This window comes from Gilliamella sp. B3023 (assembly GCF_026536845.1).
GTDB lineage: Bacteria > Pseudomonadota > Gammaproteobacteria > Enterobacterales > Orbaceae > Gilliamella > Gilliamella apicola_E.
This window is the reverse complement of the sequence record NZ_JAFNNH010000001.1, coordinates 77,170-92,678: the sequence shown is the minus strand read 5'-3', so window position 1 is coordinate 92,678 and position 15,509 is coordinate 77,170. Positions and strand designations below refer to the sequence as shown.

General features: G+C 37.4%; 15 protein-coding genes and 1 tRNA gene. 6 read left to right on the top strand and 10 right to left on the bottom strand.

What is annotated here, in order from left to right; genetic code table 11:
- Nucleotides 1-109 precede the first annotated feature (109 nt).
- Nucleotides 110-1,114, top strand: coding sequence for a dihydroxyacetone kinase subunit DhaK (locus J3U16_RS00475; protein WP_267330980.1), 1,005 nt, complete (start codon nucleotides 110-112; stop codon nucleotides 1,112-1,114).
- A 1-nt stretch (nucleotide 1,115) separates the two neighbouring features.
- Nucleotides 1,116-1,745: a dihydroxyacetone kinase subunit DhaL gene (gene dhaL, locus J3U16_RS00470; protein WP_267330979.1), complete on the top strand. Its 630-nt coding sequence runs from the start codon at nucleotides 1,116-1,118 to the stop codon at nucleotides 1,743-1,745.
- A gap of 95 nt (nucleotides 1,746-1,840) precedes the next feature.
- Here dhaL and J3U16_RS00465 read toward each other — a convergent pair whose 3' ends face one another.
- The 7 genes from J3U16_RS00465 to J3U16_RS00435 all read right to left on the bottom strand — a co-directional run bounded on the left by J3U16_RS00465 (nucleotide 1,841) and on the right by J3U16_RS00435 (nucleotide 8,811).
- Nucleotides 1,841-2,503, bottom strand: coding sequence for a class II aldolase/adducin family protein (locus tag J3U16_RS00465; protein ID WP_065562056.1), 663 nt, complete (start codon nucleotides 2,501-2,503; stop codon nucleotides 1,841-1,843).
- A 27-nt stretch (nucleotides 2,504-2,530) separates the two neighbouring features.
- Nucleotides 2,531-4,594, bottom strand: a complete 2,064-nt coding sequence (locus J3U16_RS00460; RefSeq protein ID WP_267342331.1) for a BglG family transcription antiterminator — start codon at nucleotides 4,592-4,594, stop codon at nucleotides 2,531-2,533.
- Between the two features lie 87 nt (nucleotides 4,595-4,681).
- The gene (locus tag J3U16_RS00455; protein WP_220218835.1) at nucleotides 4,682-6,070 is read right to left on the bottom strand and encodes a PTS galactitol transporter subunit IIC; all 1,389 of its coding nucleotides are present in this window, start codon (nucleotides 6,068-6,070) and stop codon (nucleotides 4,682-4,684) included.
- A 10-nt stretch (nucleotides 6,071-6,080) separates the two neighbouring features.
- Nucleotides 6,081-6,359, bottom strand: coding sequence for a PTS sugar transporter subunit IIB (locus tag J3U16_RS00450; RefSeq protein WP_220218834.1), 279 nt, complete (start codon nucleotides 6,357-6,359; stop codon nucleotides 6,081-6,083).
- Nucleotides 6,360-6,368: 9 nt separating this feature from the next.
- Nucleotides 6,369-6,845 carry a PTS sugar transporter subunit IIA gene (locus J3U16_RS00445; protein WP_267330978.1) on the bottom strand — a complete coding sequence of 159 codons (477 nt, stop codon included), beginning with the start codon at nucleotides 6,843-6,845 and terminating at the stop codon, nucleotides 6,369-6,371.
- A 298-nt stretch (nucleotides 6,846-7,143) separates the two neighbouring features.
- Nucleotides 7,144-8,499, bottom strand: coding sequence for a PFL family protein (locus J3U16_RS00440; protein WP_267342330.1), 1,356 nt, complete (start codon nucleotides 8,497-8,499; stop codon nucleotides 7,144-7,146).
- 42 nt (nucleotides 8,500-8,541) lie between these two features.
- Entirely contained in the window at nucleotides 8,542-8,811 is a 270-nt protein-coding gene (locus tag J3U16_RS00435; protein ID WP_065562050.1) for an ACT domain-containing protein, read from the bottom strand.
- Between the two features lie 146 nt (nucleotides 8,812-8,957).
- Between J3U16_RS00435 and J3U16_RS00430 the strand changes: the two genes are divergently transcribed.
- Nucleotides 8,958-10,172, top strand: coding sequence for a pyridoxal phosphate-dependent aminotransferase (locus J3U16_RS00430; protein ID WP_065735064.1), 1,215 nt, complete (start codon nucleotides 8,958-8,960; stop codon nucleotides 10,170-10,172).
- A gap of 62 nt (nucleotides 10,173-10,234) precedes the next feature.
- Here the strand turns inward: J3U16_RS00430 and J3U16_RS00425 are convergent, their stop codons facing one another.
- Nucleotides 10,235-10,993, bottom strand: a complete 759-nt coding sequence (locus tag J3U16_RS00425) for a M48 family metalloprotease (RefSeq protein WP_065735063.1) — start codon at nucleotides 10,991-10,993, stop codon at nucleotides 10,235-10,237.
- A 155-nt stretch (nucleotides 10,994-11,148) separates the two neighbouring features.
- On the opposite strand from J3U16_RS00425, the gene queA reads away from it, so the two are divergent.
- Complete coding sequence (queA, locus tag J3U16_RS00420; protein WP_267330976.1) at nucleotides 11,149-12,174, top strand: tRNA preQ1(34) S-adenosylmethionine ribosyltransferase-isomerase QueA; 1,026 nt, start codon at nucleotides 11,149-11,151, stop codon at nucleotides 12,172-12,174.
- Nucleotides 12,175-12,225: 51 nt separating this feature from the next.
- On the opposite strand, the gene J3U16_RS00415 is transcribed toward queA, so the two are convergent.
- On the bottom strand, nucleotides 12,226-12,888 hold the full coding sequence (locus J3U16_RS00415) for a M48 family metalloprotease (RefSeq protein WP_065735061.1): 663 nt from the start codon (nucleotides 12,886-12,888) through the stop codon (nucleotides 12,226-12,228).
- A gap of 138 nt (nucleotides 12,889-13,026) precedes the next feature.
- On the opposite strand from J3U16_RS00415, the gene tgt reads away from it, so the two are divergent.
- Both tgt and J3U16_RS00405 read left to right on the top strand, forming a co-directional pair.
- Entirely contained in the window at nucleotides 13,027-14,163 is a 1,137-nt protein-coding gene (gene tgt / locus J3U16_RS00410) for a tRNA guanosine(34) transglycosylase Tgt (protein WP_267330975.1), read from the top strand.
- 71 nt (nucleotides 14,164-14,234) lie between these two features.
- A tRNA-Pro gene (locus tag J3U16_RS00405) sits at nucleotides 14,235-14,311 on the top strand.
- A gap of 63 nt (nucleotides 14,312-14,374) precedes the next feature.
- Here J3U16_RS00405 and J3U16_RS00400 read toward each other — a convergent pair.
- Nucleotides 14,375-15,403 carry a LacI family DNA-binding transcriptional regulator gene (locus tag J3U16_RS00400; protein WP_267330974.1) on the bottom strand — a complete coding sequence of 343 codons (1,029 nt, stop codon included), beginning with the start codon at nucleotides 15,401-15,403 and terminating at the stop codon, nucleotides 14,375-14,377.
- Nucleotides 15,404-15,509: the final 106 nt, after the last annotated feature.

The window sequence follows — 15,509 nt, the reverse complement described above, 5'->3', positions numbered from 1 at the left end:
ATGATGCGCAATTAGTGGGATATTATTTGTCATTAATTTTATTCGTTTCAATTATTTGTTTTTCCTAAAATATCGCTGGTTAATTATGCTTAATAAAGAGGAAAAGCAAATGCGCAAACCTAAAAAATTACTCAACGATCCTAACAATGTCAGGCAAGAAGTGATGCAAGGCTTAGTATATGGATATAATGGCAAACTCACTGCAATTCCAAACTACTTTGCCGTTTATGGCAATCACATCACAGATGATCAAGTTGTGGTTATTTCCGGTGGCGGAAGCGGTCACGAGCCAACTTTTGCCGGCTTTATCGGTAAAGGTAGCATTGACGGCTGTGCTCTTGGCGAAGTGTTTACCTCGCCCTCACCTGATCAAATAATTGAAGTGACCAAAGCCACACATCAAGGTCATGGCGCACTATTTTTATATGGTAACTATTCCGGGGACGGGATGAATTTTGATATTGCTGCCGAAATTTTAGCCGAAGAAAATATTACCACCAAAACCATTCGCGCAACCGATGATATTGCTTCTGCTCCGCTTTCTAAAATCTCAGATCGTCGGGGCGTTGCCGGTATTATGTTTCTTTATAAAATAGCCGGCGCAGCAGCGCAATTGGAAAAATATGATCTTGACCAGCTTTATCAAGTCGTAGCAAAAGCCAATAATAACGTACGCACTATCGGTGTAGCGCTCAATGGTTGCGCTTTGCCTCAGTCGAATAACTTTAACTTTGAACTGGCAGATAACGAAATTGAAATTGGTATCGGTATTCATGGTGAAGCCGGTTTACGCCGTCAAACAATGACCTCCACCGACGATGTGGTTAAAGAGATGATAGATAGATTGTGTGACGATCTACCTTTTGTGCGTGCCGATCGGGTATGCGTACTGATTAATAACTTAGGTGCGATGAGTAATACCGAACTTTTAATCATTGCCAGAAAAGTCGGTATTGAACTCGATTCACGAGGCATAATCAGCCATGATATTGCCATTGGCCATTTTTGTACCTCATTGGAAATGTCCGGCTTTTCGATCACCTTAATGAAATTAGATCAGCAGTTACAACACCTTTATGACCTACCTTGCCAAACCTTAGGATGGAGAAAATAGAATGAACTTGTCACAACTACGTAAAATGATGTTATTTGTCGCCGAAAAAATGGTGGAAAGTGAGCCAACATTAACCGCTTTAGATCAAATTGTTGGCGACGGCGATCATGGTATTGGTATGAAGCGAGGATTTGCGACATTAATAGTACTGTTACAAGACAATCAGTTTAAGCCAAATGATATTGGTGATTTTTTCAATCAAGTTGGTACAAAATTAATGACCAGTATGGGCGGGGCTTCCGGTGCAATATTTGGCACTTTATTTAGAGCTGGTGGTAAAAGTATTATTGGTGAGGCAGAATTTAATACCAGCACATTAGCAACACTACTTAATCAAGGTTGGCAAGCTGTCTATCAACGAGGCAATGCTAAACCGGGTGATAAGACCATGGTTGATGCTTTAGCAGCTGCGGCAACCAGCGCAAATGAATTATGCCAATTACCCTTGAAAGAGGCGTTACCTAAAATTGCCCAATCAGCAATGGAAGGCGCAGAGCAAACCAAACAGATGATAGCGGTATTTGGTCGAGCTAAAAACTTAGGTGAACGTGCTATTGGTCATATGGATCCGGGCGCTGTTTCAATGGCTTATATTTTAAAATATATGAATGAATATATTCAGATGTCTTAAAAAAATAAATCCGCTAACAGTGTTGGCGGATTTATTAACTTGTTTGTTTCTGTCATTTAAGCGTGACTTTTCCTCTCTTTCATTATCCACCTACCCTATTGTTTAAATTTTATTTGAGAAGGATATGCCCAACTTTGTAACTCTTGCGGCGGGAATCCACCCGGATCTTTACCGCCATTAATCAACAATGCGTGGTAATAAATCTCTGCCATTTCTTCAATGTAGGCCGCTTTTAATACCGCTTCATAAGGATCTTTATCCACCGCAATGGCGCCATGTTTTTCCATTAAAATGGCATCGGCTCGCTTAATTGGCTCAATGACACTAGTTGACAGTTCCGGCGTACCAGGGCGACCATATGGCGCAACCGGAATCACGCCGTCTTTTAAATTCAAAATAGCACACTCATAAACAACTGCCGGAATGGGCTTTGCTAATACCGCAAATGCCGTTGCAAAAATTGAGTGGGTGTGTGAAACGGCAAACACATCCGGACGAGCCTTATAAATTTCCAAATGCATCAAACATTCACTAGTCGGTCTTAATCCGGATTGCGCTTCAATCACATTAGCATCTAGATCCATAACCACAATATCACGTGCTGTTAATAGTTGTTTATCAATGGTTGTTGGGGTAACTAGCACATAGCCGGTCTGTTTGTCCCGAACACTTGAATTACCTGCTTTATGTTTACAAAGTCCCCATTCACTGGATTTCTTAGCCATATCGACAACATATTGTTTTTGAATCTCTAACATTTTAACACTCCTTTTTAGGCAAAATATTCATTGATAGCGGGCAAATAATTCCCAAATTTCTTGATTATTTTTGGCTTGGCGTAAATGGGTTGAACCGTCATGAAGTTCTAATAGCTCATTTAATTGCGCCAATGCTTTAAGATGTTTTTGTGGATTGTTGGTCGCTAGCACTACAATTAAATCGGCTTGCATATAGCCACCAATATCGATTTTGTCGGGTAACCTAAGTAGCGACATGGCAACTTGATTGACACCATCATCAATACCGGCATGCGCAATAATTAACCCTTCAACGAGCATAATGTAGGGCTGTTCAAATTGGATTTTATTGATCATTCGTTCCAGATAATAACGTTCAATAAATTGCCCGTTTAATAGTGGTTTAGCCGCTAATTCCAGTGCCTGTTGCCATGAAATATCGGCTGTTTGGGCAAGGTAGATATGCTCTTTTTGCATTAAATCCGCCAGCGAAGGGATCTCTTGTTGGTTGATTCGTAGCGGATTGTCATTGAGTTCATCATTATACAGGTAGGCGGTAAGCTCTTTTTGTAGCGCCTTTCTGTCTTTTATATGGGTGAACTTTTCAACAATTAACATCAGTTCTTCAACTTGGATAATGCTTGGGTCAATCCCTTGTAATGTGCCAATAACTTGGTTACGTAATGCATTTTTATGCAAATTATTCAACGAAGGGTTAACAATAAAGAGCAGTTTATCGGTGGATAAATGTGAGGTTGAAAAAACAATGTCATAATAGTGTTTATACTTTTCAAACTCTCGTTTAGACATGGCATCAGAAAAGTGAAGTTCCGGAAGCAACACCTGTAAAGTCAAATATAAGTAAGTAGAGACTGTGGCGCTATTTTCACAAACAACTATGGCAATTTTCTTTGTTTTAATTTGGTTAATTAGCCCTTCTCGGGTTAACCAGCCGCCTAATAAAACGGTAATAAACGCCACTTCCTCATCCGGCATATTACAATGCAGTATCTTTTCAAATGGCGCTATGGCTTTACGTACCATTTCATGTAAATGCCCAAACTCTTGCAAAACAATATCGTAAACACTGTTGATGTTGGTGATATGGTAACGGATGCGATAATAGGCCGGTTTCCAGTGTTGATAAATACGTTCAATTAATTCACTTTTGTCCTGAAAAGTAATACAGCTGATCTGTTCAAAATTATCGATAACTTCAACTGCACTCTCTAATAACACGGCATCGAGATGAAAATATTTGTCTGATAATGTTTGGATATTGGAACTTTGTACCAATACCGTTAAAAAAATCTGCTCATTCAGATCGGTAATGCCAAAGCGTTCAATTAATTTTTTCATTAATTGAAAATCACGACTGTTTGCTACATCGGTATAGTTTTCCGGCAATAACTCTATTTTTTTGTTGGTTTCAATTCGGTGTAGCATAAAACCAATAAAATAGGTTAATTCTTGCAGTTGTTCATCCGTAAAAATAATTTTTAATTTTCGTTCAATTTCACTAAACACTTGTCCGACTTGTTCTAATCGGCCTTGAGTAATAATCTTATTGTGCCGAAAAATTTTATCGGCTATTGGCATATTAATGATGCGATGAATTAGCTTTAATAATAAATAGCGCTTATTAATTTCCGTGCCAACAATGCGATAACCATTTTCACGATCATAAGTTACCTGCATATGATATTGATCGAGCAGGGTTTGCACTTTTTTAATGTCATTAATCACCGTATTTTGGCTAACGGTCAGCGCTGAGGAGAGATGAATTAATGACAAGCGCTCAGTTCTGGTTAATAAAAAAAATAGCAGTAGATGCACTCTTTCATCTTCTGAATAGATATATCGACCAATAGAAAGCGAGACGGGTTCGTCTCTAAAGGTTTCAATCACGACTTTAGGAATGCTAAATTTTCCGGTTTTAAATCGTTTAATTAATTCAAGATTTGATGACTCAAGAAAATCATTAATCTTTTTTAAGGTATAACTAAGCTGTTTACGGGTTAACCCAAATTTATTTTGCAGCTCTACGCCACTGACACTTGGATTTTGAATTAATGCATTTAAAACAGCATGAATTCTTTTATCAACAACCATATAATTATTAGCCTCTTGCTCGTTATCTGATGATAACGAGCATTACCATCAGTTTGTACTAATTACCTGTTTACAAATAGTCCTGTTTTACTCATCTATTTTCAGATCAACGCTATCTTGTTGTGCCTCTTTTTTGAGTTCACGTGCATAAAAGAAATAGCCAGTGCACCAATAAATAGCCAATATCAATGGAACAAAATAGCCTTGTAAACATTGCCAAATAAATGAAAATGCATAAGTAAAGACAGGTGCATCAATAGAGCTGTTAGAAATAAGTTGGTTGTTTGGAATATCAATCGCCTTAGTGGCTAAGCCTAAATCGGTAATAATTGGCGCAAATTGCGTTCCGACAAACAGAAAAAATGGCACACCGATGATAGCTAAAATCACCATTCTTAATGTATTGCCTTTGGTTAAAATATAAGCTGGCACAACCAGTGCGATATTAATAATGCCGGCAAATGGTAAGATTTTATTGCCGGGTAAAATTACTGCCCAAATTAAGGTGATAGGAATGGCGACAATTAAAGTAAACCAGATTTCACTTGCTCCACCCATAAACGGCCAATCAAGACCAACAAACAGTTTACGACCGGCAAAGCGTTTATTCATATAATCGCTGATCGCTTCGGATATCGGAGATAGCGCCTGCATAAATAATTTTGAGATCATCGGGAACAGCATTAAAGCGGTCGCCGCTTGTACTCCTAGCATTAAAATGGCCGCCACATCATAACCAGCAATAATCCCAAAAATGACACCTAATAAAAATCCGATTACGTGATTTTCAGCAAATACCCCTAGTTTAGAACGCAAGGTTGCTGCATCCATTGGCTTATTCAAAGCGGGGATTTTGCGTAATAGAAGATCAAAAGGATAATAAATGGCACTGAAAAATAGCATTCGGTGCGTACAAGTTACGCCCGGAATACCGGTTAACTTTTCGATTCGATGCTGATTAATATCACCGGAATTGAGCTCTAAAATAATTTGCAACGTTGCAACAACAAAAGCCAATATCAGCGCAATTATTCCGCCCACAAGTGGCGTTGCTACGGCAACAACAATAAAGGCAGTAAAAATTTTACCCCATACATTCCATAAATCAGCATTAAACGTATCGGTCTTTTTCAATACCAGCATTAAGATATTGACGCCTACTTGCAGTGGAAACATTAAAAAAGCATATGGCCAAGCCCACGAAACATTTGCCATTGTTGTCCAACCACCGTCAACAATACTAAGCTCAATACCGGTTCGCTCCATCATGGTTTGTGCAGCAGCGCCTATTGCGCCAACCATAAAACCAATCAGCATACTCATTCCAACAAACGCAACACCTAAAGTAATAGCGGCCGATGCCCCGTCTCGAAATTTCATACGGACAATTAAGCCCGCAATGAGCATTATGATAGGCACAAATACCGGTGCACCTAAATTCAAAATATAATTTATAACTGTTCCAAGAAAGTCCATAATTACACTCCTATTTGCAGGCATCGATAATTTTTTGTAGTTCTGCATCCATATTTATTCCGGTTAAAAAAGCAATGCCATTAATAACCGGGATAGGATATGTTTTCTCAATTTTGGTAATAGCAATGTATGCCGCACTGTTTTTAATGTGAGAATCAACCGACTTAAGATCGACAACTTCCACTTTAATATCATTAAGATTTCTCTCTTTTAATAAGCGTGTCACTTTACTTGCAACCGTTTGTGATGTGGCCACTCCACTCCCACATGCAACAATAACCTTTTTCATAATGCCTCCTTATAAATGGATATTTGACGTCAATAAGTTAAAAACTTCATGTTCTGTTTTTGCCTGATATAGCGCCTCTAAAAAACATGAATTTACCAAGCAGGACATCAATTTTTGTAATAAATCAATATGTCCATCTTTTTGGTTAAATCCCAATAGAAATATAAAATTAGCCTCTAAAACATGATCATTATTTGCCATTTCACACCAAGGGATTGTTCCTTTCACTCGAGTAAAGAAAATGAATGGTCTAATAACATGTTCGATATCGGTATGTGGCATTGCCACCACATAAGGTTTGGTCGGTAAAGCGGTCGGAAATAAAGACTCTCGGTGTTTAATCGCTTCTAAGAATGTTGGATTAACATAACCACCACGTTGTAGAATTGAAAAAGTAAAATCAAAAAATTGATTTGAATTTTGGAAGTCTCTATCTAACACAATCAGATCGTTACAAAACAGCTGGTTATTAGATTCATTTTCCATTTCATCCTCCATCATTATGTCGTTAGTCATTTTTAAATCGGGTTGATTTTGATGACTAACTCATACAGTAATTATTTGATGTCATTGATTTTAGGAAATTAAAACAGCGCAGACTATTGGATTTGATACCAAAAAATATCCATAAAATTGCACATCATAGGGATAAAAGTTATCGCTAAAAAAATGCGAGAAATATCTGAGAATAGTTATACCAAGTTAGATAGTCAGATAGTTAGGCAATTGTGATTCTGCTATTAGCAATTTAATAGATAGAATCACAATAAGTATTGAAGGTTATTTAATTTTTGAAAGAGTGAATTGGTGCCGGAATTCGTCCGCCACGATGAATGAAATCAAATGAACTGAATTTACTCACCGGCATCACAGGAGCATGACCGAGTAATCCACCAAACTCAATATTATCACCCACCTTTAATCCCGCAGCCGGAATAATCCGCACGGCAGTGGTTTTGTGGTTAATGACACCGATTGCCGCTTCATCAGCAATAATAGCAGAAATCGTTTCAGCGGAGGTATCACCCGGTATAGCTATCATATCAAGACCAACTGAACACACACAGGTCATGGCTTCGAGTTTTTCCAGATTAAGTGCACCGCAATTAACCGCATCAATCATGCCGGCATCTTCGGAAACAGGTATAAAGGCGCCACTTAAACCACCAACATGACCACACGCCATTACGCCGCCTTTTTTAACGGCATCATTTAACATCGCCAAAGCTGCCGTTGTGCCATGTGTGCCGACAACTTCCAGTCCCATTTCTTCTAAAATATGCGCAACCGAATCACCAATCGCCGGCGTCGGTGCGAGCGATAAATCTACGATACCAAATTTCACACCTAAGCGCTCTGATGCTTCTTTTCCAACTAATTGCCCCATACGGGTAATTTTAAATGCAGTTTTTTTAATCGTTTCGGCAACCACATCAAAAGGTTGACCTTTTACTTTCTCAAGCGCACGTTTAACAACGCCAGGTCCACTCACGCCGACATTAATCACACAATCGGCTTCACCAACACCATGAAATGCGCCGGCCATAAAAGGGTTGTCTTCAACTGCATTGGCAAATACAACTAATTTTGCACATGCCATGCTACTATTATCAGCGGTTAACTCTGCCGCTTGTTTGATAATTTGCCCCATTTGCTTAACCGCATCCATATTGATACCGGTTTGAGTTGAGCCAACATTGACCGATGCACACACTCGCTCAGTTTCAGCCAGCGCTTGCGGTATGGATTTAATTAAAATCTCATCACCTTTGTGATAGCCCTTTTGTACTAAGGCAGAAAACCCACCAATAAAATTAACACCAACGGCTTTAGCTGCTCTATCAAGGGTTTTAGCAAAGGCAACATAATCTTTATCATCACTGGCGCCGGCAATTAAAGATATCGGCGTGACGGAAATACGTTTATTGATAATAGGGATGCCAAATTCGGAAGTGATTTGATCCCCAACTTTGACAAGATCTTTAGCTAATGTCGTTATTTTGTCATAAATTTTTTGGCGAGCTTTCTCACCATTACTATCGATACAATCAAGGAGAGAAATACCCATGGTTATTGTGCGGATATCAAGTTTTTCTTCCTCAATCATTTTAATTGTTTCGAGGATCTGTTTTGTTTCCATTAGTCCTATCCTTAAGTAAGAAATGTAGAATTAGAATTGAAATTACAAACGATGCATAGCATCGAAAATCTCTTCTCGCTGAATATTTACTTTTACCTTGAGTCTGTCGCCTGTTTGCGTTAACGAAGTTTTAACTTCATCAAACGAGACTTTTATTTTGGATAAATCAAGTAACATAATCATGGTAAAATATTCATCCATAATCGTTTGGCTCACATCTAAGATATTAATATCTAATTCAAACAGCTTTTGACTAATTCCCGCAATTATTCCGGTTTGGTCTTTTCCAATGACAGTTAAGATCGTTTTCATCACATACTCCGCACAAAATTCACACAATTAAAAGATATTTATTGAGTTGATTATAATAACATCTTCAAAAATTATCGAAATAGGAGTAGATTGTTTTTTTCAACAAAAATAAAAATATCATTAGAATAAATTGAAAGGGCGAAGTTATGATAAATTTCCAAAAATCCAATAAATTGGATCATGTCTGTTACGACATTCGTGGACCTATCTTAGATCATGCAAAACGACTTGAAGAAGAAGGTCAAACTATCCTTAAACTCAATATTGGAAATCCCGCCCCTTTTGGTTTTGCCGCCCCAGATGAATTATTGGTTGATGTCATTCGTAATTTACCTTCTGCGCAAGGATATTGCGATTCAAAAGGGCTTTACTCAGCTCGTAAAGCCATTATGCAACACTATCAAGCCAGAGGAATTACCAATTTAGATATTGAAGATATCTATATCGGCAATGGTGTGTCTGAACTGATTGTACAATCGATGCAAGCGCTACTCAATAGTGGGGATGAAGTTTTAGTGCCTATGCCTGATTACCCATTATGGACAGCGGCAATTAGTTTATCCGGTGGCAATGCCGTTCACTATTTATGTGACGAAGAGGCCAACTGGTCACCGGATTTAGAGGATATAAAACGAAAAATCACCCCCAAAACCAAAGGGATTGTGATCATTAATCCTAATAATCCAACCGGTGCAGTTTATAGCAAAGAAGTGTTACTTGAGATTGCCGAAATTGCTCGCCAACATAATTTGCTTATTTTTGCAGACGAGATTTACGATAAGATTTTATACGATGATGCCGTTCATCATTCGATTGCGGCCCTTGCTCCTGACTTATTTGTTGTTACCATGAGCGGTTTATCAAAAACTTATCGTGTAGCAGGCTTTAGACAAGGTTGGATGGCGCTTTGTGGACCTAAACAGCATGTAAAAGGCTATATTGAAGGATTAAATATGCTCGCCTCGATGCGTTTATGCGCCAATGTGCCATTACAACATGCTATTCAAGGTGCATTAGGCGGATATCAAAGCATAAATGAATTTATTGTGCCGGGCGGTCGTTTATATGATCAATGTATGTTAGCTTGGCGGTTATTAAATGAAATTCCGGGCGTTTCATGCACCAGACCACAAGGCGCGTTATACCTGTTTCCAAAGCTGGATCAACAAAAGTTTAATATTCACAATGACCAAAAATTAGTATTAGACTTTTTATTACAAGAAAAAGTATTGTTAGTGCAAGGCAGTGGCTTTAATTGGCACAAACCCGATCATGTAAGAATTGTTGCATTGCCACATACCGGTGATCTTGAAGATGCCATTAACCGCTTTGGTAACTTTTTATCAAGTTATAAACAATAATTAGATACCAATAAAAAAGCGCCGGAATTGGCGCTTTTTATTTAACCAGTAATGTGAATTAATTATCTTTTTAATTCAGCTAATTTATTACGGATATTTTGTGCACGTTTAGATGAAGATGGATGGCTACTTAAAATTGATGATTCACCGCCACCTAATTTATCAAATGCTGTTGCAAGACCAGCTGGATTAATTTTTCTCTTGATTAAATAATCAAATGAGAAGTTATCCGCTTCTTGTTCTTGAGCTTGTGAGAATTGAGCATTGATAACTTTTTCTGCTAATTTACCAATACTTGATTTAGATAATTTAGCAACTGCTGCATTACCTGATGCTGCTGCTGCATCACGAGCAATTTCTGTAGCATAAGCAACTTGGATTGCTTTTTTACTATGACCTAAAGCTACGTGACCTAATTCATGACCTAAAACACCTTCGATTTCGTTGTCATTCATCATATCCATTAGACCGCTGTAAACACGTACACAGCCGTTAGCCATTGCCCATGCGTTAACATCTTTAGTAATATATACTTTATAGTTAACTGGTGTACCGTTTATATTATTACCAAGAGCTTTGGCAATTTTATTTAAACGTTTGGCGTAAGCACTTTTAGCTGGAGCAATTTTTGATTGAGCATCCATTTGTGCACATGATTTTTGGCTTAATGCTTTCACATCATTATCACTGAGTGTTGCCGCTTTCAAACCTTTCATGCCAAGACTAGTTAAATCGTTAGCACTCATGTTTTTACAACCAGCTAACGACATAGCTGCAACTAAAGGTAGTGCAACAAGCAAAGTTTTTTGATGTTTTTTCATACTCTTTTCCTTATATTAACAAATTTTACTTTTTTCTAACTTAAAGCTAGATTTTTTGAATTTTAACGCAAATTTAATAATAATCAACAAATAATTACTTGCTTAGTCATTATTAGCACTTTAGACTAGTGCCTCATTTTTTGAGGAACACAAATATGCAACTGTCAGATTTTGATTTTACACTACCAAAAGAACTGATTGCAAAATACCCATCAGAAACAAGAAGTTCATGCCGATTATTATCACTTAACAGCCGTACAGGTCATATTGAAGATAAAGTATTTACTGATATCACTGATTACATCAATCAAGGAGATTTACTTATTTTTAATAACACAAAAGTGATTCCGGCTCGAATATATGGAAAAAAAGCATCTGGTGGAAAAATTGAAATATTGATTGAACGTTTATTAGAAGATAATCGAGCTCTTGCACATATAAAAGCATCTAAATCACCTAAAGCAGGTGCTGAACTCATTTTAGGTGAGGAAAATAATATTAGCGTTACAATGCTTGCTCGCCATGATACTTTATTCGAATTACAATTTCCTGATGATGTACTTAAAATTTTAAATGAAATTGGACACATCCCTTTACCACCTTACATAGATAGACCTGATGAAGATCAAGATCGTGAGGTATACCAAACTGTTTATAGTAAAGTACCTGGTGCAGTTGCTGCACCAACAGCAGGTCTTCATTTCGATGAGCCTTTATTAGAAAAGCTTAAAAACAAAGGTGTCGAAATGGAATTTGTAACGTTGCATGTCGGTGCAGGGACATTCCAACCAGTAAGAGTTGAAAATATAGAAACGCATATCATGCATGCTGAATATGCAGAAGTGCCAGAATCAGTTGTCAAAGCTGTTTTAGAATGCAAAGCCCGAGGAAATAAGGTCATTGCTGTCGGTACAACATCAGTCAGAGCGTTGGAAAGTGCAGCAAAACAATCTGGCAAAATTGCACCTTTTTTTGAAGATACTCAGATATTTATTTATCCAGGTTTTGATTTTAAAGTAATTGATGCACTTATTACTAATTTTCATTTACCTGAATCCACTTTAATAATGTTAGTTTCTGCATTTGCTGGCTATGAAAATACCATGCGAGCTTATCAACATGCAGTAAACGAAAAATATCACTTTTTTAGTTATGGTGATGCCATGCTAATTACTAAATAAGTTATAGCCAATTAAATTTTACCTAAATTTAATTGGCAAAATATAAAAATACTAATAATGCTTTAACTTGTTAGTGATGTTATTAATACGATTTATATTAGTTGGATGGGATGTTGGTTGATTTTTAGCATGAATTGGCATTTTTGTTAACATATTAACCAATCCTTTGGGATCTATTTTTTCCTTAACTAATAAATCAAAAGCATAATTATCTGCTTCAACCTCATATTGATGGGAAATTTCTTCTTTTACCATAATCACTATTTCATTGGATTTATCAGTAATCTCAATATAAGGCGCTTGTCTAAGTAAACTTATTCCGTGTTTTAGTGCAATATGAGCCTGTTCATGAGCAATCACTGCTTGTAACTCATCATCTTCAAGTAATTTCATCAATCCACTATTTATTCGAATACAACCATTAGCTGTAGACCAAGCATTAGGTTCACTATCAAGATAAACTTTGTAACTTAATTCAATATTATTTATTTTTCTAGGTAACTTATTGTTAAGATTAGATAATCTCTTACTAAGAAAATGATAATCAGGTGCAATAATTGCCTTCTTATCATTTTCAATGCAAGCTTGTTGGCTAATAGCTAATATATCAGAGTCAGATAATGTTTTAATTCGTTCAGATGAAATGATAGTTGGCTGTATTTGATTTTGACATCCAACTAACATTACTACAAATAATAAAATAATATATTTCAAAAGCTCAAAGATCCTTATAGATATTGTCTATTTAGGTTTAGCACGATAAACTACGCACCGCAAAAATAATACGATAACGTATTATATCAATAATTAGCGCCAAACTGTTTATTTGGTCGCAAGAGGTTAACACAAAAAATGAAATTTGAACTAGATAATACTGACGGCTTAGCTCGTCGTGGACGAATGAAGTTCGATCGTCGTGGTGTTGAATATACAGTTGAAACACCCGCATTTATGCCAGTTGGCACTTATGGTACCGTCAAAGGTATGACCCCTGAAGAAGTCGCTGCTACAGGTGCACAAATTTTATTGGGTAATACTTTCCATTTATGGTTAAGACCTGGACAAGAAATTATGCGTAAACACGGTGATTTGCATGATTTTATGCAGTGGCCAGGCCCGATTTTAACCGACTCTGGAGGGTTCCAAGTTTTTAGTCTTGGTGATATTCGAAAAATTAAAGAAGAAGGCGTCTATTTCCGTAACCCTATCAATGGTGATTCAATCTTTTTATCACCTGAAATTTCAATGGAAATCCAATATGATCTTGGTTCTGATATCGTCATGATTTTTGATGAATGTGCGCCGTTTCCTGCCGAGTGGGACTATGTCAAAAAATCAATGGAAATGTCTCTACGTTGGGCAAAACGTAGTCGCCAACGTTTTGACGAATTAGGCAATAAAAATGCCTTATTTGGTATAGTACAAGGCGGCATACATCAAGAATTACGTGATATCTCGATTAAAGGATTAACCGAAATTGGTTTTGACGGCTATGCCGTTGGCGGATTAGCGGTGGGTGAACCGAAAGCCGATATGCATCGTATCTTAGAAGGAACTTGTCCACAATTACCAGCTGATAAACCACGTTATCTAATGGGTGTTGGTAAACCTGAAGATTTAGTTGAAGGTGTTCGTCGTGGTATTGATATGTTTGATTGCGTGATGCCAACTCGTAACGCACGTAACGGGCATCTGTTTGTTACTAATGGGGTCATTAAAATCCGTAATGCAAAATATAAAGATGACACTACCCCACTCGATCCTGAGTGTGATTGTTACACCTGTAAAAATTACACTAAATCTTATCTTCATCATTTAGACAAATGTGGAGAAATATTAGGGGCACGACTCAATACCATTCATAATTTACGTTATTATCAACGCTTAATGGCTGAAATTCGTGAAGCGGTTGCTAATCAACGTTACGAAGCATTTGTCATCGAGTTTTACCAAAGAATTGGCAAAACCCCCGCTCCTTTCACAAAATAAAAATTATCATTATAATTTTTAGGGGTAACTATTGACACATCGAGGTTAGCGCAGTATTATGCGCATCCTAACGGCGAGTAGCGCAGCTTGGTAGCGCAACTGGTTTGGGACCAGTGGGTCGGAGGTTCGAATCCTCTCTCGCCGACCAATTTAAATAAAAAAGCCAGCTCATTGAGTAGGCTTTTTTTATTATCTCTTTTATTATTTTTTATTACAAACTAGCTCGTGATTTTATGATCGGTAAAAACTCCGTGCTTTCTGATTTAATTGGCTCCCCATTTTTTAATTTATTTAGCAATAACGCCGCTGTGTATTCGCCAATTTGTTTAGACGGTAACGCAACAGTGGTTAACGGCGGAAAGCAGACTTCACTAAACTCATTATCACCAAAACCGCTGACTGCCAATTGATAAGGAACTCGAATATGTCGCCGTTGACACTCATATAGCACACCGCAAGCTAATTCATCGGTGGTACAAATTAACGCATCAACCTCAGACCAGTTTAACAAAATATCGGCAAGCAACTGTGCGCCGGTACTAAAGTTCGCTGGTTTGGCTGCATGAATGATACGATGAGTCGGCAAGTGATAATTGAGCATCGCTTTATGCCAACCATGTAAACGCTGTTGAAATAGATGATATTGCTGATTTGCACAAAGTAAGGCAATATTTCGATACCCTTTATTAATCACATGCTCTGTTAATTTATACATCGCTAAACTATCATCATAGCCAACATCGACATCGATTGATTCATCATATTTTTTACCAATATTCATTACGGTGATTGTTTTATTTTGAACAATTTTTTTTATAAGTTCATCATTTTCAACATAAAACAACAAGACAGCTTCAAGATTATGGCTATAAAGTGTCTCTAATAATTGGGACTCTTGTTTATGGTAATGATAAGATTCAATGATAAGCGTGGTATACCCCTCTTTAGCTAACTGTGTCTGTAGCGAATCAAGCAATATTCTTACAGAATAATCATAAATTCGAGTGGTAATAACGGCAATCACTCGATTGGCGCTGGCTGATGCTAATAAACTGGCGGCGACATTCGGCTTGTAGCCCAATGTCTCAACAGCTAATTGAATTTTATGTCGAAGCTTATCTGATACCCTTTCCGGCGTGCGTAAAGCCCGAGAGACCGTCATTGTTCCCACGCCAGCATATTTAGCAACATCAAATAAAGTAATCTGCCCTGTATTTCGACGTTTTTTAGTATCCTGCATCTTTCATCCCGATTGAATTTGATTTATATATTCATTTACGCATACAATTTTTTTTGTAAAGATAGTACGATTACTCAATAATCATCTACAATGCATCAAGCAGTCT

Bases quoted from the DNA above. Each gene is read 5' to 3' on its own strand.
- J3U16_RS00475 (WP_267330980.1), top strand. From the start codon at position 110: ATGCGCAAACCTAAAAAATTACTCAACGATCCTAACAATGTCAGGCAA.
- dhaL (WP_267330979.1), top strand. From the start codon at position 1,116: ATGAACTTGTCACAACTACGTAAAATGATGTTATTTGTCGCCGAAAAA.
- J3U16_RS00465 (WP_065562056.1), bottom strand. From the start codon at position 2,503: ATGTTAGAGATTCAAAAACAATATGTTGTCGATATGGCTAAGAAATCC.
- J3U16_RS00460 (WP_267342331.1), bottom strand. From the start codon at position 4,594: ATGGTTGTTGATAAAAGAATTCATGCTGTTTTAAATGCATTAATTCAA.
- J3U16_RS00455 (WP_220218835.1), bottom strand. From the start codon at position 6,070: ATGGACTTTCTTGGAACAGTTATAAATTATATTTTGAATTTAGGTGCA.
- J3U16_RS00450 (WP_220218834.1), bottom strand. From the start codon at position 6,359: ATGAAAAAGGTTATTGTTGCATGTGGGAGTGGAGTGGCCACATCACAA.
- J3U16_RS00445 (WP_267330978.1), bottom strand. From the start codon at position 6,845: ATGGAAAATGAATCTAATAACCAGCTGTTTTGTAACGATCTGATTGTG.
- J3U16_RS00440 (WP_267342330.1), bottom strand. From the start codon at position 8,499: ATGGAAACAAAACAGATCCTCGAAACAATTAAAATGATTGAGGAAGAA.
- J3U16_RS00435 (WP_065562050.1), bottom strand. From the start codon at position 8,811: ATGAAAACGATCTTAACTGTCATTGGAAAAGACCAAACCGGAATAATT.
- J3U16_RS00430 (WP_065735064.1), top strand. From the start codon at position 8,958: ATGATAAATTTCCAAAAATCCAATAAATTGGATCATGTCTGTTACGAC.
- J3U16_RS00425 (WP_065735063.1), bottom strand. From the start codon at position 10,993: ATGAAAAAACATCAAAAAACTTTGCTTGTTGCACTACCTTTAGTTGCA.
- queA (WP_267330976.1), top strand. From the start codon at position 11,149: ATGCAACTGTCAGATTTTGATTTTACACTACCAAAAGAACTGATTGCA.
- tgt (WP_267330975.1), top strand. From the start codon at position 13,027: ATGAAATTTGAACTAGATAATACTGACGGCTTAGCTCGTCGTGGACGA.
- J3U16_RS00400 (WP_267330974.1), bottom strand. From the start codon at position 15,403: ATGCAGGATACTAAAAAACGTCGAAATACAGGGCAGATTACTTTATTT.